The sequence below is a fragment of the Streptomyces abikoensis genome (genome assembly GCF_014648775.1).
GTDB classification, from domain to species: domain Bacteria; phylum Actinomycetota; class Actinomycetes; order Streptomycetales; family Streptomycetaceae; genus Streptomyces; species Streptomyces abikoensis.
In genome coordinates this window covers 702,659-723,168 of record NZ_BMRT01000002.1, presented here as the reverse complement: position 1 = coordinate 723,168, position 20,510 = coordinate 702,659, and the positions used below count along the sequence as shown (strand labels likewise).

Annotated in this window: 14 protein-coding genes and 1 pseudogene; 10 read left to right on the top strand and 5 right to left on the bottom strand. The window is 71.2% G+C overall.

Features of this window, described 5'->3' with window-relative positions:
• Nucleotides 1-18 precede the first annotated feature (18 nt).
• On the top strand, nt 19-720 hold the full coding sequence (locus tag IE096_RS32130) for a 4'-phosphopantetheinyl transferase family protein (protein ID WP_373298058.1): 702 nt from the start codon (nt 19-21) through the stop codon (nt 718-720).
• A 68-nt stretch (nt 721-788) separates the two neighbouring features.
• Here IE096_RS32130 and IE096_RS31380 read toward each other — a convergent pair whose 3' ends face one another.
• The 4 genes and pseudogenes from IE096_RS31380 to pabB all read right to left on the bottom strand — a co-directional run bounded on the left by IE096_RS31380 (nt 789) and on the right by pabB (nt 6,543).
• The gene (locus tag IE096_RS31380; protein ID WP_229820103.1) at nt 789-2,219 is read right to left on the bottom strand and encodes a class I adenylate-forming enzyme family protein; all 1,431 of its coding nucleotides are present in this window, start codon (nt 2,217-2,219) and stop codon (nt 789-791) included.
• A 54-nt stretch (nt 2,220-2,273) separates the two neighbouring features.
• Nucleotides 2,274-3,683: pseudogene (locus tag IE096_RS31375) on the bottom strand (3-deoxy-7-phosphoheptulonate synthase class II); the annotation flags it as partial.
• Nucleotides 3,684-3,739: 56 nt separating this feature from the next.
• Complete coding sequence (locus IE096_RS09610; RefSeq protein ID WP_189450610.1) at nt 3,740-4,195, bottom strand: MaoC family dehydratase N-terminal domain-containing protein; 456 nt, start codon at nt 4,193-4,195, stop codon at nt 3,740-3,742.
• 233 nt (nt 4,196-4,428) lie between these two features.
• Nucleotides 4,429-6,543 carry an aminodeoxychorismate synthase component I gene (pabB, locus tag IE096_RS09605; protein ID WP_189450607.1) on the bottom strand — a complete coding sequence of 705 codons (2,115 nt, stop codon included), beginning with the start codon at nt 6,541-6,543 and terminating at the stop codon, nt 4,429-4,431.
• A 1,007-nt stretch (nt 6,544-7,550) separates the two neighbouring features.
• On the opposite strand from pabB, the gene IE096_RS09600 reads away from it, so the two are divergent.
• The 3 genes from IE096_RS09600 to IE096_RS09590 all read left to right on the top strand — a co-directional run bounded on the left by IE096_RS09600 (nt 7,551) and on the right by IE096_RS09590 (nt 10,993).
• Nucleotides 7,551-7,841, top strand: a complete 291-nt coding sequence (locus IE096_RS09600; protein WP_189450606.1) for a hypothetical protein — start codon at nt 7,551-7,553, stop codon at nt 7,839-7,841.
• A gap of 1,351 nt (nt 7,842-9,192) precedes the next feature.
• Nucleotides 9,193-9,561 carry a hypothetical protein gene (locus IE096_RS09595; protein ID WP_189450604.1) on the top strand — a complete coding sequence of 123 codons (369 nt, stop codon included), beginning with the start codon at nt 9,193-9,195 and terminating at the stop codon, nt 9,559-9,561.
• A gap of 103 nt (nt 9,562-9,664) precedes the next feature.
• On the top strand, nt 9,665-10,993 hold the full coding sequence (locus tag IE096_RS09590) for a DUF1266 domain-containing protein (protein ID WP_189450602.1): 1,329 nt from the start codon (nt 9,665-9,667) through the stop codon (nt 10,991-10,993).
• On the opposite strand, the gene IE096_RS09585 is transcribed toward IE096_RS09590, so the two are convergent.
• A complete protein-coding gene (locus IE096_RS09585; protein ID WP_189450600.1) occupies nt 10,990-11,937 on the bottom strand; it encodes a glycoside hydrolase family 25 protein in 948 nt (315 codons plus the stop codon). The genes IE096_RS09590 and IE096_RS09585 overlap by 4 nt on opposite strands.
• A gap of 220 nt (nt 11,938-12,157) precedes the next feature.
• Here IE096_RS09585 and IE096_RS09580 point away from each other — a divergent pair, with 220 nt between their 5' ends.
• The 6 genes from IE096_RS09580 (at nt 12,158) to IE096_RS09555 (ending at nt 20,496) form a co-directional block, all read left to right on the top strand.
• Nucleotides 12,158-12,541: an effector-associated constant component EACC1 gene (locus IE096_RS09580; protein ID WP_189450598.1), complete on the top strand. Its 384-nt coding sequence runs from the start codon at nt 12,158-12,160 to the stop codon at nt 12,539-12,541.
• Between the two features lie 4 nt (nt 12,542-12,545).
• The gene (locus tag IE096_RS09575; protein WP_189450596.1) at nt 12,546-15,170 is read left to right on the top strand and encodes a vWA domain-containing protein; all 2,625 of its coding nucleotides are present in this window, start codon (nt 12,546-12,548) and stop codon (nt 15,168-15,170) included.
• Between the two features lie 21 nt (nt 15,171-15,191).
• The gene (locus tag IE096_RS09570; protein WP_189450594.1) at nt 15,192-16,679 is read left to right on the top strand and encodes an extracellular solute-binding protein; all 1,488 of its coding nucleotides are present in this window, start codon (nt 15,192-15,194) and stop codon (nt 16,677-16,679) included.
• A gap of 148 nt (nt 16,680-16,827) precedes the next feature.
• Nucleotides 16,828-17,832 (top strand): CapA family protein, encoded by a 1,005-nt coding sequence (locus IE096_RS09565; protein ID WP_189450592.1) that lies wholly within the window; start codon nt 16,828-16,830, stop codon nt 17,830-17,832.
• A gap of 191 nt (nt 17,833-18,023) precedes the next feature.
• Complete coding sequence (locus tag IE096_RS31370; protein WP_229820075.1) at nt 18,024-19,358, top strand: phosphatase PAP2 family protein; 1,335 nt, start codon at nt 18,024-18,026, stop codon at nt 19,356-19,358.
• A 121-nt stretch (nt 19,359-19,479) separates the two neighbouring features.
• Nucleotides 19,480-20,496, top strand: a complete 1,017-nt coding sequence (locus tag IE096_RS09555) for an aldo/keto reductase family protein (protein WP_189450590.1) — start codon at nt 19,480-19,482, stop codon at nt 20,494-20,496.
• Nucleotides 20,497-20,510: the final 14 nt, after the last annotated feature.

The window sequence follows — 20,510 nt, the reverse complement described above, 5'->3', positions numbered from 1 at the left end:
GCATGTGTGGGGTGACGCATGAGTGAGGGCGTATCGGGTACCCCGGAGCCGGTTGATCCGGGCAGTGCGGTCGTCGTCCGACTGACGCCCAGTCCGGAGCGACGGCCGGCCAGCGCCCCGCTGGTGCGGGCGGCGGCTGCGCATGCCCTGCGGGTCCCGCCGGGGGAGATACGAGTCGGACGGGAAGCCCGGGGCCGTCCTTGGCTGGGCGGCGCGGCAGAGGGGCTGCACGTGAGCGTCAGCCATTGCGCTGGTGTGGTGGCGGTGGCGCTGAGTCGGCTGGGCCCGGTGGGAGTCGACATAGAACGACTGCGCCCGCTGCCAGCCGTAGCGCTGGGCCGTCGCTGGTTCTCGGCGGCCGAGGTCCGGTGGCTCGCGGAGCGGGCGGCCGGGGAGCAGCCCGCGGCCTTCCTGTGGCTGTGGACCCACAAGGAGGCCATCGGGAAGGCGCGGGGCCTGGGACTGTCTGATGGTGGTCTGCGTCGGCCGGTGCCGTACCCGGACGGTCTGCCGTGGACGGATCCCGGCCCGCGGCGGGACACCCCACGCCTCGGCCGGTCCCTGCTGGCACCCGTGCTGGGTGAACCGGGGATGAGTACGGCCGCCCCCCGCGTATCCGACGGGTACCTGCTGGCCGTCGCCGCTGCCGGACCCGCTGTGACAGGAGCGCCGGTCGTGCTGACGGGCCCCGGCCCGTCGCCTTGGTCTCGGGAAGGGTGATCCCGTGCAACCTGTCCCTGCGACGGGATTCTGTACAGTCTTCGAACATCCCTTATCCTCCGCGTGATTCATCGCGTGTACCCGTTCCGCTGCGCGGCTGCCCGCAGGGCTTTGTGGTCGTGCAGCGGTTTGCCCGTCGCCGTTCGGGGCAGCTGCGGCATGACGTACCAGCGGCGCGGCAGCTTGAAGTCGGCGAGCTGTCGGCCGAGTGCCTCCTTGATCCCGTCGAGCGTGGTCGCACCCTCCACCTCCACGTAGGCGTTGATCCCGTCCCCGTACAGGACGACCGCCTCCCGCACGCCTGGCAGGGCGGTGAGGGTGTCCTCGACCTCGCTCAGGTCGACCTTCAGTCCCCGGACCGAGACCTGGGAGTCAAGCCGACCGCGCACGGTGATCAGTCCGGTGATGTCGTTGATCTCCCCGGCGTCGCGGGTGCGCAGCCAGCCGTTGGCCCAGCGGCCCGTCGGATGGTCACCGATGTGGTCGCTGAGGTAGGGGGATTCTGCTGTGGCGATGAGGAGTTCGCCCTCGTCGACACGAATGCGCATCCCCGGAGCGGCCCAGCCGGTCGCCGGGCGCATCGCGCCGCTCATGTCGGTGGCGATGACGCCGGTCTCGGTCATGCCGTAGCACTCGCCGAGCGGGGCATTGAACCGGTCGGCAAAAGCGTCGGCGACCTCCGGGCACGTCCGGCCGCCGCCCGACATCGCTTGGACGAGCTGGGGCATGCGCGGCGGCTCGGCCACCGACCCCAGCAGGGTGAACTGCGCTGGCACCCCCATGAGCAGGGTCGGCGAGGGGTGCGCGAGAACGGTGTCCATGACCCCGGTGGGTGTGGTGCGTGCGGGCAGGGTGAAGCGGACGTTGTTGTGGAGGCTGTGCAGCAGTCCGCCGAGGAGACCATAGGTGTGAGTGAGCGAGCTGAGCGCGATCAGCCGTCCGCCAGGGCCCGGCATGCCATCGATTTGTGCGTACCTGCCGAGCTCGGCGGTCAGGCTTGTCGCCGTGCGGCCGATGACCTTCGACGGCCCGGCCGTCCCGGAGCTGAGCTGGAGGAGCAGATGCCCGGTCTCAGCAGGGCGGCCCGGGTACGGCGTGAGGTTCACGTCCACCTGGTGGAAGCCGTGCAGCGCACCGCCGGCCTTCGTGGTGGACACCAGGAGTTGGGGCGCCGTGGTAAGCAGCGCGCGATCGGTCTCGGGCACGGTGAGTCGATGGTCCAGTAGCACTGCTTGGACGCCGAGCCGCCAGACGGCGAGGAGGTGGACCACGTACGCCAGCGAGGGCGGCAGCTGTAGGGCAGCCGTACCGCCTGCCTTCAAACCGGCCTGGGTGAGGAGAGCTTCACAGTCACGCACGGCTCGGCGGAGGGTGGCGCGGTCGATCTCGTGATCGAGGACGAGGCACACGTCATCCGAGGAGCCGCTCAGTAAGGTTTCGTCGACCCAGTCCGCACCGGTCGTGACACCGGTGAGCTGCGTTGCCGCCCCGTGATACATCGATGCTCCGGATTCTCGGGACCTCGCACGTGCGGGTCCCGCGCTGGAGCGGCCTTCTTCCCGCAACAGCTCCGCCGCGACAAACGCCAGTTCCAGCGCCTGGCTCCGGTTCAAGCGCGGGTCGCAGGCTGTCTCGTAGCGGTCTGGCAGATTTCCCCACAGGACTTCTGACGTGGTGCCGCCCAGGCACTCCGTGACGTCTTCGCCAGTGAGTTCCAGATGCAGGCCGCCGGGGTGTGTGCCCGCCGCGCGGTGGACCTCGATGAATCCGCGCAGTTCGTCGACGATGTCGTCGAACCGTCGGGTTTTGAGACCGTCGGAACCGGCGATCGTGTTGCCATGCATCGGGTCGCAGACCCACAACACTGGGTAGCCCGCGTCACGGACCGCGCGCACCAGAGGCGACAGGGCCCCGCGAATGTCGCTCGCACCCATGCGGGTGATCAGTGTGAGGCGGCCCGGGTCGCGGGTCGGGTCAAGACGGTGGCAGAGGGCAAGGAGTTCCTCGGACTCCATGGCCGGGCCGATTTTCACACCGACCGGGTTGTCGATACCGGCGGCGAATTCTATGTGCGCGCCGTCCAGCTGACGGGTACGTTCGCCGATCCACACCATGTGGGCCGAGGCGTCATGCCAGGACGATCTGCTGTGGTTGCAACGGGTCAGAGCCTGCTCGTAGGGAAGGATCAGGGCTTCGTGCGAGGTGAAGAAGTCGAAGCCGTGGTGCTCCGGTGCACCGGGCCGATCGCCGGCGCGTGAGGCGAGGTGGCGCAGGACCTCGTCCATGTCGTCGAGCAGTGCGGCGTGGCGCGGTTCGGCGGCGGACGCCGTGATGAGCTCGCGGTTCCAGGCGTGTATCTCGTCCAGGGTCGCGAAGCCACCCGCAGTGAACATGCGCAGCAGGTTGAGGCTGGCGGCGGATCGATAGTAGGCGTACAGCAGACGGGTGGGTTCGGGGCGGCGGGCCTCGGCTGTGGGCGCGTTGCCGTTGACCATCTCGCCGCGGTAGCTGGGCAGGAGCAGGGGGCCGGACGGGCCCTCGACGGACTCGACCGGGTTGGAGCGTGGTTTGGCCATCTGGCCGGCGATGCGGCCTACCCTGACCACGGGCAGGCCGCTGCCCAAGGCGAGGACGGTGGACATCTGGTGGATGACCTTGACCTTGTCGTGCACGGCGTCGGTGTGGAAGGAGCCGGTGGACTCAGCGCAGTCACCGGCTTGGAGGAGAAAGCCATTGCCGAGGGCGGCCGCGCCGAGGGCGGCGCGTAACCGTGCACTCTCCGCCGCACTGACCAGCGGCGGGAGGAGGGCTAGGTGCTGGATGACGATATCGAGGGCGGCAGTGTCAGGCCATTGCGGTTGCTGGGCGGCCGGGTGTTCCTGCCAGGAGCCGGGGTTCCAGCCGGAGCCTGTGGTGGTGGACGGTGCGTCGTATGGGTTCGAGGCGAAGGTGAACGCGGTCATGTTCGGGTTTCCGTTTCCTGTGAAGCAGTTGCCATGTCCGTGTATCCGATTAGCCGTCAGCGTTCTCGGCCGGTGCCGCGCGCGACGATCACCATGCGGACGGTGACGACGTGCTCCCCGTCCGCGGTGATCAGATCGCCACGCACCCCGAGGATGTCGCTGCCGCCCAGTGACCTGGCCGACTCGACGGTGGTAACGACGGAGACCCGATCGCCCGCCCGCACCGGACGGGTATAGCTGAACTGCTGGTCGCTGTGGACCACCCGGCTGTAATCGAGGCCCAGCTCCGGGTCTTTGACGACTTGCTCGGCAGCCCGATGGGCGATGATGAAGGGGAAGGTGGGCGGGGCGATCACGGCGTCGTGGCCGAGGGCGCGGGCGGCGGCGGGGTCGGTGTAGGCAGGGTGGGTGTCACCCACGGCATCGGCGAACTCGCGGATCTTCTCGCAGTTCACCTCATACGGGGCTGTGGGCGGGTAGGCGCGGCCGACGAAGGCCGGGTTCAGGGGCATCTCACGTGCTCCAGCGGTCGGTGTGCGGCAGGGAGGTCGATGTGGCTGGCCACTCGGCCTGCCAGGCGGCGGCCAATCGGGGCGCGTCAGATCGGATGCCGAAACCTGTCCAGACCGCATCTTCCTGGAAAGCGAGGAGTCGGCAGCCGGGAGCCGGGCGACAGAGTTCCTCTCCTCCGCCAGCCGTCCCGAGGGCCCGGCGACGAAGATGGTCGACATCGCTGGCATGGTCGTCACAGGCCGGACGTCCTGAGGGCCCGCTCGGGGAACGTCGTTCCGAGTAGCCGCAGGATCGGGGTGGCCTTGACGGCGATCTCCTCGTACTCCTCTTCGGGGTTGGACAACGTGGTGATCGCGCTGCCGACGCCGTAGCGAACCCGGTCGGGTGTGATGACGGTGGTACGGATGGCGATGCTCAGATCGGTGGCGCCGTTGAGGGAGAAGTAGCCGATCGCACCGGAGTAGATGCCGCGCGGGCCCCCCTCTAGCTCGTCGATGATCCGCATGGTGCGGATCTTGGGGGCGCCAGTCATCGAGCCGCCGGGGAAAGTGTTGCGCACGCAGTCCACTGCCGAGCTGTCGGCCTTGAGCCGGGCGCGGACGGTGCTGACGAGCTGGTGGACGGTCGCGTAGCTCTCGACATCGAACATCTGGTGCACCGTGACCGAGCCGACCTCCGCACACCGGCCGAGGTCGTTGCGGACAAGGTCGACGATCATGAGGTTCTCGGCGCGGTCTTTCTCGCTGGCCAGCAGATCCTCTGCCAGGGCCCGGTCCTCGACGGGCGTGAGGCAGCGCGGGCGAGTACCTTTGATGGGCTTGGACTCGGCGATCTTGTGCCGGTCGATGCGTAGGAACCGCTCCGGTGAGGTGCTCAGCACCGACAGCGTGCCGAAGTTCAGCAGGGCGGCGAAGGGCGCCGGGGACGTACAGCGCAGGAAGCGGTAGCTGCCCCAGGGATCGATCGAGTCCTCGGCGTCGATCATGTTGGTAAGGCAGACCTCGTAGGTCTCGCCAGCGTTGATCGCCTCGTGGCAGGCACCGATCAGATCGAGGTACGTATGCCGGTCGTGGCGCAGGCTCACCTCGACAGCCGCGCCCGGTCCTGCCGCTGTGGCGTCTGCGCGCAGCCCTTTGAGGCGACTCAGCCGTTCCGCAGTGGCCTCCAGCCAGGCGCGGGCCTGGGTGTCGTCGTCTGCAGGGGCGAGGGCGAGCAGGTGGGTTGTGGAGGTTGCGTGGTCGAACACCACTGCGCGGTCGGCGAAGATCAGGGCGCCGTCGGGATCGGGTGAGGAGTGGGCGGCGTCGCCGCCGCACTCGGCCTTCAGCTCGTAGCCGAGGTAGCCGACCCAACCGAGGGCGAACTCGAAGGGCAGCTCGGGGACGTCTACACGCCGTGCGCGCAGATCTGCGTCCAGCCAGTCCAGGAATGCGGTGCTCAGCACCTCGTTGGTGCCGTCGGATTTCTGCCGGGTCACAGTGCGGTTTTCGACGTCGGCAAGCACCACCTCAGCCAGCGGTCCGGTGGCATCACCCATGACAGAGAACCGGCCGAGCCGGTCGTCCGGGCGGCTGCTGTCGAGCCAGTAGGAGTGAGAGGCGGCACGGAAGAGGTGGTCGTAGGCCATCTCGGGCTCCCACTGGGTGGGCAGGGCGATGGTGTGCACTCGTAGGTGAAGCCCGGACGATGAGGCTTCCGGGGCATGGGCGATGGCGACGGACTGCCCCGCGACTGCGGCCGAGGGCTTGCCACGGTGGTGCCTCGAGTGTCCACAGCGGTCGGCCCACCGCATGAAATTGGCGAGGAGTCTATGGCCGTGCTCGGTGCATATGGACTCGGGGTGGAACTGCACGCCCCACTGCGGGCGGGTACGGTGCCGCAGCCCCATTAGGATCCCGTCCGGCGTCCAGGCCGTCGCCTCCAGCCTGTCGGGCAGAGCGCTGACGGTCAGCGAGTGGTAACGCACGACCTCGAACGGTGAGGGCAGCCCGGTGAAGATACCCGTCCCGACGTGTAGCACCGGCGAGGATCTGCCGTGCCTGGGCTCCGGGGCCCTCTCCACCGTGCCGCCGTGCACGTGTGCCAGACCTTGGTGCCCCAAGCAGACGCCGAGCAGAGGAACTTCGGAGTCCCGGATGATGTCACGGCAGATTCCGAAATCCGCCTGCCGCTCGGGGGTGCCCGGCCCCGGTGAGATGATGATGCTGTCGAACTCCGCCCAATGCCCAGGCCGCCAGAGCGGATCGTCGTTGGTGACCACGACGGGTTCGTAACCCGTGGCCTGCGCCACGTAGTGGGCAAGGTTGTAAGTGAACGAGTCGTAATTGTCCACGATGAGCGTGCGCATGTGAGGTTATCCTTTTGCCATGCATTCAGCTGGACGAGAGACGGGGTGAAATTGGATGCCAGAATTGGCTCCACTTTCAGTTCTGATTTCCGGGCGCATTGGTCGGCTGTGGCGAATAGGCCTACGCGACCAGAATGCCGCAGTTGTTCGAGGGTTGTTGTGCGGGGATCTCTGTTCTTCGTCCTCGGCAGTGACGGTCGGCAATCTGTATATCCGGGAGACGATCCCCACCTCTAGGGGTCTTGGTGTGCCTGCGTGTGCTTCGCCTGTCCCGGCTGAACCCCGGCGACTTGGCCAGGGGATTCTTGGTGCGGCCTCCAAAGACTGCTGCCAGGAGCGGTCGTGCCAGGGCAGCGGCCGCCACCCCCCTGTAATCGACCAGGTGGTGAGGAACCTTCGGCCGGTCACTGACTGGCCTGGTGGCGGCTTCCTCGTATGAGCCACCTGTCTTGTAGGGGTTTTCGTTAGTCCTGTGGGTGTAGGGGCTTCAGTGGTGTGAGTATGTCGGTGTCCATTCCGAGCCGGAGTCCTTTGTGTCCGAAACATTCGTTCCGCCCTGACATGAGTCCGGTCGGCGGGCGGCCTCCCAGGCTTGATTTCTCCCGAGTTGGTGCGGTCCGGGCGAAACTGTGACGAGGTGTCCAGGCGCATGGGTACGAGGCTGGCCATTGGCAATCCATCCCATTCCGTCAAAGGGCTGACGAAAACCTCATTTGGCAAGCTGCGGGTGCAATCCCGCATCCGTCACTGCAAGGTGAACCCGGTTCGCCCCGCTGGGAGAGAAAGGCACAGGGGGACACATGAAGGGTGCTTGGCGTCGCTGGAAATCTGAGCTTCTCTCGTGGAAGCAGCGCGATGCTGGCAGTTGGCTGGCTCCGGGTATCAGTGTCGACTTGGGAGCTACCTTCCCCGACTCCGGCTCGCGTCGCAGAGTAATCCTGGTCCTGAACGATGGGCGAGTCATCATGTACCCAAAGCGGGCGTCTGTGTGGATAGTTGATGTGCCGATGCTTCGCATTCCCGACGGCCGAGTGGGCCTGCACGTGTTCGCCGGCCGTGCCAACGGTGCAGACAATGCCGTGGCAGCCGCCAGGGCCGTGTATGAACAAGCCGTACATGCGCAGTCGTCAGGTCGCGAGATTCCCTCCGCCGGCCACGACGGGTGGACTGCCCGTGGGCTGCGGCTTGGATGGGAGCTGGCCTGGAACGCCGCCACCGCGACGGTATACACCACTGACGAAACGGACCTTGCTGTGCTGGACGACATCGGTGGTGACAGGTCGGGCATGCCGAACTGACTGGCACTTGGGTGGGCGGTTGCCGTCGTAAGCCGGCTGCTTCGGCATGGCTATCTGGCTTTGCTGAAGTCCGCTGACTGACCCGGCAACGCCAACGTTGGCCCATCCTTGGCGAGCGTCACGGACCGGCACTCCACAGCTCTGAACTCACCTGCCGCAGATGCGGGATGCCGTGCATGTTCAGCTGGCTCGTCGAGTCCGGTGGAAGCGCCTGGGCCGACTATGCCCGCGACTGCACTACCGCGGATCGCCGTATGCGCATCGCCTGGCCGCCCCGGACCCGGGGCTGTCGGCCAACCAACCCGAACAGCCGTTAGCCGAAGGGCTAATTGACCATGACCAGCGCTTTTCCGCTCGACCGACTCCTCGGCTGCGAACGTGCCGCCGCGTACCTCCGGCAACTCGCCGATAAACTTGCCTGTCTAGATCACCTCGATCCCGCAACCGCGCTGAAGCTGGTCTGTGAACGGGTTACTGATGGCGACCCTCTGCTGATGGCGTCCCACGATCAGGTCTGGAGATTGCGTGACTGCGTCAGCCTCGACGAGGCCCCGGCCCACCGCCTAACCATCCACGCTCGGCTGACCTGCCCCCCTCGGGTACTGGTCTCCGACACTGATGACGAGATCGGTGCAATCGACGAATTCCCGATCGAGGTCTTGCACTTGTACCAGCTCGACTCTTGGCGGTTGGAACTTACCGCGCCACCATGGAGCGGGCCGAGGGCATCGGGCTGACCGACCGGCTGACGGACGAGGAAATCCCTGAGCTCTGAGGTTTGCCGCCTGTCGTCGGTCACATCACGACGACGATGACGCTGATCAACTTCACTCTGCTCCTCGGTGACCATTCCGAGCACACGGCTACGCTGTGCGCTTCTCCATCGGCGGTGCCGGCGTCCTTGAACGGCGCCCGCAGTATCCGGTGGCACGAGTTCCGGCAGGAGGCGATCGCCGGGTACGGTCATGGGTGGAGGCCCTGGATGAGCCCGCGCCCGCTGTCCTTCGCCCGTCCGGCCCAGGCCCTGGCGCCGGGGGAGCGCCGGCCGGGCAGGCTGGAAAGGGTGCGGGACAGCGACGCCGACGGGCAAGTCTCCCGTGGCCCTTTGCCACCTGGGTGCTCGTCGGGATCCTCACGGTGCTCCGCCTGTCCTGCGAAGCGACCGAGGTGCGGCTGGTCAAGCGCAGCCATAATCGGCGAGATCCGCGATCGCCGCGATCCTCCTCCTGGTCGGCCCCCACACTGGCTGCTGGAGCACCGTCGCCCAACGCCGCCCCGCTGGGCGAACGGCCGGGGGTGGACTCGCCAGCATGATCGCCCGGCTCACGATCATGGTCATAAAGTCTTGATCATGCACGCCAGCCTCACAGAACACGCTCGATGCCTCTACGACGACGAATACCAGGACGCGCCCGGGTGCGGCGGTGACCACCACGAGCAGTACTTCGTGGAGGAGCTCACCTTCGCCGACGCCGACTCGATCGTCGCCATGCTCCGTGACCTCTCTCCCCGCGTCGTCGAAGGGCGCCTCCCCGTCTGGGTGCGCAACCTCGCCTACCGGCTGGCGATCCTTCAGCGTCCCGACGATCCCGTGCTGATGCGCGAGGCGGCCGACAGCCTCTATCTGCACGGGCCCGTCTGGGACGACGTGGCCGCCGACCTCCGGCGCCGGGCCGATGCCCTGGACCCGGCCGGCGCGGTCGTCGGCTCCTCCCGGTAGCCGTGGGGCCCCTCCCGGGCCGGGCGCGGACCGTCGGTAACGTACCCCCGCGTGATCTTGCGGTCGTCATCGCGGCGACGGCCACGGAACGGGAGGAAACCGCATGCGGACGGCGTCCGGGGACGAGCGTCAGGGCCATGACGCCCAAGGGGACCGGGAAGCCCAAGGGGGCCATGAAGAGGAGCACGAAGAGGACCACGAGGAGGTCTTCCCCTTCGTTCCCGCCCCCGAGGACGGCACCCGCTGGACCGCGCCCACCGACGTCGAGCAGCAGCTGTACCGGCTGACCCGGACCGGCAACGCCTACGCGTACCTGCGCGTCCTCGCCATCGAGGGCGTCTACTACCCGGTGCGGCTCGACGAGGCGCGGGCGGCCGGCGAGGACGAGTTCCCCATGCTGACCGTCCCGCTCGGCGACGGGCGCGTCGCGGCGCAGGTCTACACGGCCGGCCTGCTGCCGCGCACCCACCCCCACCTGGTCTACGAGTACGCGACGCTCGGCGCGCTCGCGGGGATCCTCCCCGCCGGCGTGGACATCCTCGCGGTCAACGCCGCCACGCCCTGCGAGGAGTACTTCTCCACCGACGACGACGAGCGGGAGACCTGGCTCGACCTCCACCACGAGCTGTTCGAACCGGAGGGCCTGGGCGACCGCGTGGTGACCCGCCGTACGGGCGCCCCGCCGCCCGGCCCGCTGCTGCACGGCCTGGCCTGCGGCGCCCATCTGTGCTTCCAGAACGGCGACGCGTGGAACACCCCGCACTGGCACGGCTCGGGCTACCGGGGCGAGGTCGGACGGATCGCCGCCGGCTGGGGCGTCCACGGGCGCGAGGACTGGCGCTCGACGCAGGAGCGGCTGCTCGCTCTCGAAGTGAGCCCCTGGCACTGGGACTTCGTCCTCGGCGCCCGCGTCGCCCTCGCCCCCGGCGGCAGGGGCGGCCACGTCGATCCGCAGCGGTGGCGCGCCCTGGTCGAGGCGGAGCTGCGGGCCCGCGCCCGGGAGAACGGAGTCGCCGCCGACGACCCGGAGTTCGCCGAAATGGTCGCGGACCTCCGCAGGCTGGTGGGCGAGGTCCTGCGGTACGAGGCGCGGTTCCGGGCCGACGGGCTCCTGCCGCCCGACGGGTTCGTGCGCACGATCGCCGCCTGGGACATCGGCCGCGGCTCCAACATGGCCCGCTGGGGCCGCGGCGCCCGGTACGCCACGGAGGCCGAGACGCTCGCGGCCCTGGAGCGCGCCTCCAAGGCCGCGCGGGACGCGTACGGCTCGTGGGAGGAGTTCTCCGCCGGCTATGTGCTGGGCCGGTGCCTCCACTTCGACGAGGAGCGGTTCGGCTCCTGGTACACCGAGGTCCTCGACGCCCATCGCGCCCTCACCGTCGACCCGGAGAGCCCGTGGCGTACCGTCCCCTTCACGGACGGGCCCGGCTAGGCGACCTGCCGCCCCACGAGATAGCCCGTCAGCGGAGCCGTCGAGCGGATCCGGACCTTGTCCACGAGCCGGTCGGTGGGCAGGTGGAGGACGAGCTTGTCCCCGGTGAGGGTGACCGGGACGGGCCCGGTCGGGCGGCCCCACGCGCCGCCCTCGACGTGGAAGGCGGTGGTGACCTGCGCGTCCCTGCCCTGCGCGGAGAGGACCAGCCAGATGGGGCCGTTGCGGGCGCCGCCCGCCGGCGCGGCGAGGGTGCCGGCGGGTTCGACCGGCAGGTCGAAGTCCGCGTTCGCCGGGACGTCGAAGTAGGAGTACATGTCTTCCTCCGTATAACGGGCGGGAGGGGTGGGGGGAGTGCGCTGGAACGACAGGCTCCAGTCGCGGAGTTCCGCCGTGGAGCCCAGGGGGCAGTAGTCGCGGTCGACGCCGCCGGCCTCGCTGTACTGGTGGAAGAGCCACGGGTCCTGGATGCCGGGCCGGCCGGCCGTCCGGCCGGACGTGGCGATCCACAGGAAGTCGCCGCACGTGGAGGTCCGGTCGACGTTCAGCCAGTAGTCGAGGTTGCAGTACATGCCGACCGGGTAGTCCGGCATCTGCGCCTTCACGTAGTCCAGCCAGGCGTCGCGGTAGACGAGCTGGCGGGATTTCGGGACGCTCGCGTTGGCGTCGTCGTAGCCCTCCCAGTCCAGGACGATGATGTCGCCGGGGCGCCAGGCGACCTGGCGGAGGAAGTAGTCGGCCTCCGCCCGGGGGTCGTTGGCCATGTGGGGGTAGTGGTAGGCGCCCCAGACGAGACCGTTCGCCTTGGCGTGGTCGCGCTGGGAGACCCATTTGGGGTTGAGGTAGCCGAGCCCTTCGGTGATCTTGACGAAGGCGAAGGAGAGCCCGCTGGTGTCGGGGGTCGAGGACTGGTACGAGGCCCAGTCCTGGCCGTAGATGCCCATTCGGAGCCCCTTTGCGGTGAGCCGAGTGCGCATGGCGTCGGGGGTGGGGGATCGCGCCCGGACCGGCCGGGGGTGGGCCGGCCGGTGGTGGCCGGGACAGCGTCGTACAACGGTTCGCTTCCGGCAAGCGCTCCGGCGGACGAAATGCCGCTCCCGGCGGGCGAAATGCCGCTCCCCGGCCTCTCCTCGAACGCCGCGCTCCGTGCCACCATGTCCAGTTATGACGCGGGGAGAGGGCGAATTACGGCACAGCGTGCGGGTCTCCGCGCCCGGGCACGTAGCGGAAGGGGACGTCGGCTCCCTGGAGGCGTGGCTCAGGGGCGAACCCGAACTGAAGGACCTGGTGCAGGTCAAACGGGGTGCGCGACCCGCCGAGGCCGGAGCCCTGATGGGCCCTCAGTTGGACATCGTGATCGAGTGGTTCGGGGCGGCGACCACGACCGAGATCGTGCGTCTGGTGACGGCGTCGATCAGGGAGTGGGTGCGCAGCCGGCGCGCCCTCGGCGACGACAGCCCGCCCGGATTCCGCGCGGAGCCGGACGACCGACGGAACGACCAGCGGAACGACCGGCGGGGCGACGAGCGGAACGACGAGCGGGACTAGCGCGATGGCCGGATCCGGACGGCGGGAGCGAGCCGACCGAGCCCTGCTCATCGGCGTGTCCCACTACGCCAGCGACCGGCCGCTCGAAGTGGCGGAGGGGCTCGGCGACATCGCGGCGGTCGAGCGCAACCTGACGGAGCTGCGGGCCGCGCTGAGCACGGGCGGCGTCTTCGCCGAGGACCGGATCGAATCGCTCCACTCGCCCGGCGTCGAGCAGTTCGAGCACCGCCTGGGACACGTCCGCGACGCCACCGACGGACTGCTCCTGGTCTACTTCGCCGGGCACGGCATCGTCGACACGCGCACCGGCGGCCACGGCCGGCTGTTCCTGGGCCTGCGGGACGCCACGGTGGAGAACGGGCCCAGCTTTCCCGGCTGGATCCGCTGGGACGACACGCTGCGCCGGCTGTGCTCGGGCGCGAGTGCCCGCCGCCACACCGTGGTGGTCCTCGACTGCTGTTACGCCGGCAACGCGGCCGGCGCCTGGGAGGAGCTCGACGAACGGGACCAGGACCGGATCTCGCTGCTGCTGGCCGTCCAGAAGAACCAGCGCATCGACGCGGGGGACGCCGCGACGCCGACGCCGTACACGGCGGAGCTGGTCCGGCACCTCGCGGGGGAGCCGGCCGGGCCCCTGACCCTGGGGGGCCTCCAGGAGCGCCTGGCGGCGGGCCTCAAGGAGGCCCGGACGGCCGGGGGCAGGGCGTGGAGCCCGCAGGTCTGCCGGAAGGGCGCGGGCGAGCACGTCGTCCTGGCCCGGCCGCCCGCCGGCGGCCGGCCCGGCGTCCCGCCGCCCCCGGCGACACCGCCCCGGCCGACACAGCCGACCCCACCACCCGAGCGACCCCAACCGGCCCCGAAGCCGCCCGCCCGCCGCCGGGTGCGGCTGATCGGCGCGGGCCTGGCGGCGGTCGTCGCGCTCACCGCCGGCGTCTGGTGGCTCGCCTCCGGCGACTCGCGCGGCGACGGCCCCTCGGCCTCCTGCGCCCGGCACCCGCCGCTCGAACTGCGGGTCCTCGTCGACCCGGACCTGCAACCGGCCGTCCGTGAGGCGGCGAACGGCTTCGTCGCCTCCGCCGCCAACGAGGACGGCGACGGCTGCCGGCGCTCCGGCGTCACCGTCTACAGCGCCGGGTCCGCCGAGACGGTGGAGGCGTTCCGCACCCAGTACGGCGAGTGGGCGCACGCCGGCCGGTCCGGGTTCAACCCGGTGGGCACGGTCGGGCCGCAGCCGGACGTGTGGATCCCGGCGTCGTCGGCGAGCGCGCGCAGGGCCCGGGACGAGACCGGCAACCAGCCGTCGGTGCTCTCCCTGGACTTCGACGACGCCGAGCCGCTGGCCTACGCGCCGCCCGTCCTACTGGTGCCCGACCGGCTCGCCGAGGCCGGGAGCGGGCGCACGGGCCGTACCCTCGCCGAGCTGATGACGGCGATGCGGGCGAAGGACGAGCGGGCCCAGGTCCGGCGCGCCGACCCGCGGTACACCGACGCCGCGCTCGCGGCGGCCCGGGGGCAGTACCGGGTGGACGCCCCGCGCGCCGTGGAACTGGGGCAACGGCGGCAGGGACGGTCCATGCCGACCGGCAGGGACCTCGTCTGCGCGCTGGCCCGGGGCGGCTCGGCCGATGACCGGGCGGTGGACCGGCGCACCGCCGTCCTGGCGGCGGAGCCCACCCTCGCCCAGTACCGCGACTGCGCGGGGACGACCGGGGTGACGCGCGTGGCCGAGTACCCGGCCGACGTCCCCGGCCTCGACCCGGTCTTCGTCCACGTCCGCTGGAACGACGCCCGCCTGGACGAGGCGGAGCGGGACCGGGCCGTCCGGCGGTTCCGGGAATGGCTGGCCACGAAGGACGGCCGGAAGGCCTTCCGGGACGCGGCCTTCCGCGGCGCGCCCCGGGAGCCCCTGCCCTCGCCGCCGCCCGGCCTGCTCGGCGACGCCGGCCCGCTGCCGCGCGCCCTGACCGCGGACGAGGCCGCCGACACCATGGAGAAGCACCGGCAGGCCAACGCGGCGAGCCGGGTCCGCTTCCTGCTGGACAGCTCCGGCTCCATGAGCCGCTGGTGGGACGGCCCCAACGGGGCGCGCGAGATCCTCAAGCAGGCGATGGGCCGCTTCGGCGCCGAGGACGTGTTCGGCGTGTGGAGCGTCGCCTCCGCCGGATCCGAGCCCCCCTACCGCGACCTGCTCCCCTTCGGCACCCACGGCTCGTGGTCCAGGGCGGCCGCCCGGAACGAGCAGGACAAGGCCGCCGAGGCGGCGAAGAAGGTGGACGACGCCGAGCCCGACCCGTCCAAGGAGGCCGACATCGGCGGCGCGCTGAAGGCCGCGCTGGAGGGGATGCCGCAGGGGACCGAGGACGACGGCCACCCCCAGCTCGTCGTGCTCCTCACCGACGACGAGGACAACGACCGGATGAATGCCGCGCGGCAGGACGAGCTCGTGGCGGCCGTCGCCGCCCGGAAGGTGCCCGTCGTCATGGTCTCGTTCGACTCCGGCGGCTGTCTGAAGGACCGGTTCGACCTGCGCGTGGCGGACGCGAGCGGCGGCAGGTGCCTGGACGCCCGGGGCGACCTGGCCAGGGATCTCGGAGCCGAGATCGCCCAGGTCGCGCAGGGCCGGGACTAGCGCGACGGGGGGGCGGGGGAGATGAGCGGCGGCAGGAGACGCGCGGGAACCGTCCGGTCTCCCCTGCGGCATCCCGTCCGGTTCCTCGCGTGGTGCGTCGCCCTGCTGCTGGGCGCGACCGGCTGCTTCGGCGGCGGCGAGCCGGGCCCGCCCACCGGGACGGCCTCGGCGCGACCGGTCACCGGCACCCAGCTCGTGATCGCCACCGGCGTGGACGTCACCGGCAAGAACGGCGTCCGCAAACGCCTGGTCGACGCGTGGAACGACCTCCAGGAGAAGCAGGACTCCCCCTGGCGCGCCCGCGCCGTCATCCTGCCCGGCTCGGCGGACCTCCAGCGCAGCCAGCTCCTCGCGGCACTGCAGTCGGGCAGCGCCGCGTACGACATCGTCAACCTCGACGTCACCTGGGTCCCCGAGTTCGCCGCGGCCGGACTCGTCCGGGAGCTGCCCGAGTCCTTCGCCGACGACGGCGACATCCTCGCGAAGGCGTCCGCCACCGCCCGCTGGAAGGGCAAGGTCTACGCCGCCCCCTACAACAGCGACGTCGGCCTCCTCTACTACCGCCGCGACTACCTGGCCGGCGGCGCGGGCGTCGACGAGCGGAAGCTCGACGCGCTCGCGCGGGGGCGGGCGACCTGGGACGACCTGGCCTCGCTGATGGACGCGGTGGACGCCTGGGCCCGCGCCGACAAGTCCGACAGGTCGAAGAACTACCGCGGCGCCTGGACGAGCCAGCTCAGCCCCTACGAGGGCCTCACCGTCAACGGCGTCGAGGCCTTCACGGCCGCCGGCGTACGGCTGACCGACGAGGACGGCACGTACACCGCCTCGCCGCGGACGCTGGAGAAGGGCGTGACCGAGTTCCGGCGGCGCGTCGCGAGCGCCCACACCTACGAGGACGCCTTCGCGTCGGACGAGGCCGGCACCCTCAAGGACTTCGCCGAGGGCCGCACCGCCTTCCTGCGCCACTGGCCCTACGCGTACCGCACGCTCCACGCGGCCCTGGGCGACGACAGGCTCGGCGTCGCCCCCCTGCCCGGCGCCGCCGTGCTGGGCGGGCAGAACCTCGCGGTGTCCGCCGGGGCGTCCATGCCGGAGGAGCGGGTGCGCAAGGCCCGGGAACTCGTCGCCTTCCTCACCGGCAGGACCAGCGAGCGCTGCCTGCTGGACGCCGGCTTCGCCGCCACCCGCGCCTCCTCCTACACGGACCCGAACGTTTCCTGCGACGACCGGCGCGCGCTGCCCGGCACGGCCGGGCCGTCCGAGGGCAGCGGCGGCGACGTGCCGCGCGACGCCGCCCGCCGCCCCCGCTACGCCCGCGACACCCTCCTGCCCGCCCTGGAGGCCGCCGCCCTGCGCCCCCGCACCCCGCTCTACGGCGCCTTCACCCACGCGTTCACCACGGAACTCGCCGCGCTCCACACCTCCGCCACGGCCCGGGCCGCGCCCGACGAGGACATCGCCCGGCGGCTCGACGCCGCGCTCCGCGCCGTCCTGCCGAGCGGCTGAGCCCTCCTGCCCGCCCCACGACGCCGGGCAGGGCGGGCCGGGGTCCCGACCCGCTCGGCGGAGCGTGACGGGCACCCCCGGCCCCCGGCTTGGTACTACTGCGATGAGGGCGGGTGCGCGAGGGCACCGCCCGGACGGAGGCGAGCGGATGGCGCCGATCACGGTGGCGATGGCGGGCGACACCATGCTGGGACGCGGGGTCGGCGAGCGGCTCGGGGAGGCTCCCGAGCCCGCGACGATCCTCAGCGAGGAGATCCGGGAGGTCATCGCCGGGGCGGACCTGTTCGTCCTCAACCTGGAGTGCTGCGTCTCGGCCCGGGGCGAGCCCTGGGCGGCCCCGGGCAAGCCCTTCTTCTTCCGGGCGCCCCCGCCGGCCGCCGCCGTCCTCGCCGAGCTGGGCGTCGACTGCGTGACCCTCGCCAACAACCACGCCCTCGACTACGGCCACGACGCCCTCGCCGACACCCGCGAGCTGCTCACGGCGGCCGGGATCCGGGTCGTCGGCGCCGGGGCCGACACGGCCGCCGCCCGCGCGTACGCGGTGCTGGAGGCGCGCGGGGTACGACTGGCCGTGATCGGCGTCACCGACCACCCGGACGACTTCGCCGCCGGCCCCGACCGGCCCGGCGTGGCCTTCGCGGACCTCCACAGGGGAGTGCCGGACTGGCTCACCGAGCTGGTCGGGCGGGCCTCGGCCGAGGCCGACGCCGTGCTGGTCACCCCGCACTGGGGCCCCAACATGACCTCGACGCCGCCCCACCACGTAAGGGTCGCCGCGGCGGAGCTGCTGGCGGCTGGGGCGACCCTGGTCGCAGGGCACTCCGCGCACGTCTTCCACGGCGTGGCCGGGTTCGTGATCCACGACATGGGCGACTTCGTGGACGACTACGCCGTCGACCCGGTGCTCCGCAACGACCTCGGGCTGCTCTTCCTCGTCACCCTGGACAACCCCGCGCGGCCCGACGACCCGGACCCGGGCCGCTACCGGCCGGTCCGGCTGGAGGCCGTCCCCCTCCGCCTCGACTACTGCCGCACCGAGCCGGCGCGCGGCGAGGACTGGGAATGGGTCCGCGAGCGCTTCTCCCGCGCCTGCGCCGCCTTCGGCACGCCCGTGACCGTACGGGGCGAGCGACTGTTGGTGGAGTGGCCGTGACCTTCGGGTGACCCCCGTCACATGGAGGGCCGTGCGTCCACGGCCGCGCCGGAAGGGTGTCACGCCGCGCGTGTAGCTTTTGCTGTGCAGCCGCGCCGATGACATCTGCGCGGCGTCACCCGTCACCCGAACGTACGCCTACCGTGCTGCCGCCCCGGTACCGCCGTACCGATACGAAGGACGCCCCACCCATGCCCTACGTGCGCCACTGGTTGCGCAACTCCATCCTGCTGTTCGCGGCCGCGATCGTGCTCGGGCTGGTCGCCGCGCACACCACGCTGATCCAGCCGCACGACCTGTCGCTGGACCGGACGATCCAGACCAATCTGCGCACCTCCTGGCTCAACCACGCGATGGAGCTGGTCAGCTACTGCGCCTCGCCGGTCGCCGGCGTGCTGATCCTCGCGGCGTGGAGCGGGTGGCTGTTGTTCGTGCGGCGCCGGCCGACCGCCGCGGTGTCCACCTTCCTCGTGGTCGCCGTCGGCTGGAACAGCACCCAGATCGCGAAGGCCATCGTGGCCCGCGAGCGGCCGCCGCGGCAGTTCTCGCTCGACCCGGAGATCGGCTCCAACAGCTTCCCCAGCGGCCACACCGCCTTCACCGTCGCCGCCGTCGTGGCCGCGTACTTCCTCCTCCGCGAGACCCGGCACCGCCGTACCGTCCTGATCGGCGGCGTCTTCGCGGTCCTGCTCGTCGCCTTCTCCCGGATGTACATCGGCGCCCACTACCCCACCGACACCTTCGGCTCGGTGCTGATCGCGGGCTCCGCCATCCTCTTCGTCACCGGCGTGTGGCACGCCTGGCTGCTGCCGAGGCTCGACACGCTGCCGCTGGTGGGGCCGCTGCTCGCGCGCTTCGGCCTGGCGGAGGAGCGGGCCGCGCTCGCGCCCGCCGAGGACGACGGCCATGGCGGCGACGACAGCCACGACGGGCACGAGGGTCACGACGGCCGTGACGTCCACCCGGAGCAGGGCCACTACGGCCAGTACGACGGGTACGCGCAGCAGGCCCAGCAGATCCAGCAGACCCCCCACGCCCAGCAGACCCCCCACGCCCAGCAGCCCCAGCACAACCCGTACGGGCAGCACGACGCCTACGGCCGGCAGGGCCAGTACGGGCAGCCCCCCGCCCAGGGCCAGTACGGGCAGGCCGCTCAGGGGCAGTACGGACAGCAGGGCGCCTACACCCCGTACGGGTACGGGCAGCAGCAGCCCGAGCAGAACGGCCAGTACGGGGCGTACGGCCAGCACGGCCAGAACAACCAGAACAACCAGTACGGGGCGTACGGGCAGTACGGGCAGCACAACGGCCACGCCGGGCAGGGCGGCCAGTACGACGGCGGTGGCCACGCCGGCCAGGGCGGCGGCTACGGCGGCCAGTACGACGGCCACGCCGGGCAGGGCCCCGGCTACGGCGGTCACGACGGCTACGGCGGCCACCCGGGCGAGTGGACCGGCGGCCCGTCCGAGGGCGGACGGCACGGGGCGGGCGGCGACCCCTCCTCCGACGGGTGGCACCGCCGCTGAGGCGGCGGCCCGAACCGGAAAACGGCCGAAGAACACCACGTCATGGCGGACTTCCCACGGGGGGTCCGCCATGATCCTTGTTAACCCCCGCCGCGCGCGGGCCCGTTGGTAGCGTGCCGCCATGGACTTCCGTCACCTGGGACGCAGCGGACTGATCGTCAGCCGGATCGCCTACGGAAACTGGCTCACCCACGACGCGTCGCGCGGCGAGGAGACCGAGCGCGCCTGCGTACGCGCCGCCCTCGACGCCGGCATCACCACCTTCGACACCGCGGACGTCTACGCGGACACCCGCGCCGAGGAATCCCTCGGCCGCGCCCTGAAAGGGGTGCGCCGCGAGGGGCTGGAGATATGCACCAAGGTCTTCGCCCCCGCCGGCCCGGGCCGCAACGACCTCGGGCTCTCCCGCAAACACATCCGCGAGTCGATCGACAACTCCCTGCGCCGCCTCGGCACCGACCACGTGGACCTCTACCAGGCCCACCGGTTCGACCCCTCCACACCGCTGGAGGAGACCATGGAGGCGTTCGCCGACGTGGTCCACGCGGGCAAGGCCCACTACATCGGCGTCTCCGAGTGGACCGCCGAGCAGATCCGCCGGGGCGCCGCGCTCGCCCGGGAGCTGCGGATCCCCCTGATCTCCAGCCAGCCGCAGTACTCCGCCCTGTGGCGGGTCCCCGAGGCCGAGGTGATCCCCGCCTGCCAGGAGCTGGGCATCGGCCAGATCGTCTGGTCGCCGCTGGCCCAGGGCGTGCTCACCGGCAAGTACGAGCCCGGCGGCCGCTGGCCGGAAGGCTCCCGCGCCACCAGCGAGAACGACGGCTCCGAGCTGCTGGGCGGCTGGCTCAAGGACGACGTCCTGCGCCGGGTCGCCGGGCTGCGGCCCGTCGCCGACGGGCTCGGGCTGACCCTCGCCCAGCTCGCCCTCGCCTGGGTGCTGGCCCGCCCCGGAGTCGTCACGGCCGTCATCGGCGCCTCCCGGCCCGAGCAGATCACCGACAACGCGAAGGCCGCCGACGTCACCCTGGACGAGGAGACCGTCGCCCGGATCGACGCCGCGCTCGCCCCGGTGGCCACCACGGACCCGGCCGAGACCGCGAAGAGCAGCCCGGGCTCGCCCGACTGGCGCCTGGCCTGACAGCGGCAAGGAGG

Excerpts from the sequence above, each read along its gene's own strand:
- IE096_RS32130 (WP_373298058.1), top strand. The coding sequence starts at position 19 with ATGAGTGAGGGCGTATCGGGTACCCCGGAGCCGGTTGATCCGGGCAGT.
- IE096_RS31380 (WP_229820103.1), bottom strand. The coding sequence starts at position 2,219 with ATGTATCACGGGGCGGCAACGCAGCTCACCGGTGTCACGACCGGTGCG.
- IE096_RS09610 (WP_189450610.1), bottom strand. The coding sequence starts at position 4,195 with ATGCCCCTGAACCCGGCCTTCGTCGGCCGCGCCTACCCGCCCACAGCC.
- pabB (WP_189450607.1), bottom strand. The coding sequence starts at position 6,543 with ATGCGCACGCTCATCGTGGACAATTACGACTCGTTCACTTACAACCTT.
- IE096_RS09600 (WP_189450606.1), top strand. The coding sequence starts at position 7,551 with ATGCTTCGCATTCCCGACGGCCGAGTGGGCCTGCACGTGTTCGCCGGC.
- IE096_RS09595 (WP_189450604.1), top strand. The coding sequence starts at position 9,193 with ATGCACGCCAGCCTCACAGAACACGCTCGATGCCTCTACGACGACGAA.
- IE096_RS09590 (WP_189450602.1), top strand. The coding sequence starts at position 9,665 with ATGCGGACGGCGTCCGGGGACGAGCGTCAGGGCCATGACGCCCAAGGG.
- IE096_RS09585 (WP_189450600.1), bottom strand. The coding sequence starts at position 11,937 with ATGGGCATCTACGGCCAGGACTGGGCCTCGTACCAGTCCTCGACCCCC.
- IE096_RS09580 (WP_189450598.1), top strand. The coding sequence starts at position 12,158 with ATGACGCGGGGAGAGGGCGAATTACGGCACAGCGTGCGGGTCTCCGCG.
- IE096_RS09575 (WP_189450596.1), top strand. The coding sequence starts at position 12,546 with ATGGCCGGATCCGGACGGCGGGAGCGAGCCGACCGAGCCCTGCTCATC.
- IE096_RS09570 (WP_189450594.1), top strand. The coding sequence starts at position 15,192 with ATGAGCGGCGGCAGGAGACGCGCGGGAACCGTCCGGTCTCCCCTGCGG.
- IE096_RS09565 (WP_189450592.1), top strand. The coding sequence starts at position 16,828 with ATGGCGCCGATCACGGTGGCGATGGCGGGCGACACCATGCTGGGACGC.
- IE096_RS31370 (WP_229820075.1), top strand. The coding sequence starts at position 18,024 with ATGCCCTACGTGCGCCACTGGTTGCGCAACTCCATCCTGCTGTTCGCG.
- IE096_RS09555 (WP_189450590.1), top strand. The coding sequence starts at position 19,480 with ATGGACTTCCGTCACCTGGGACGCAGCGGACTGATCGTCAGCCGGATC.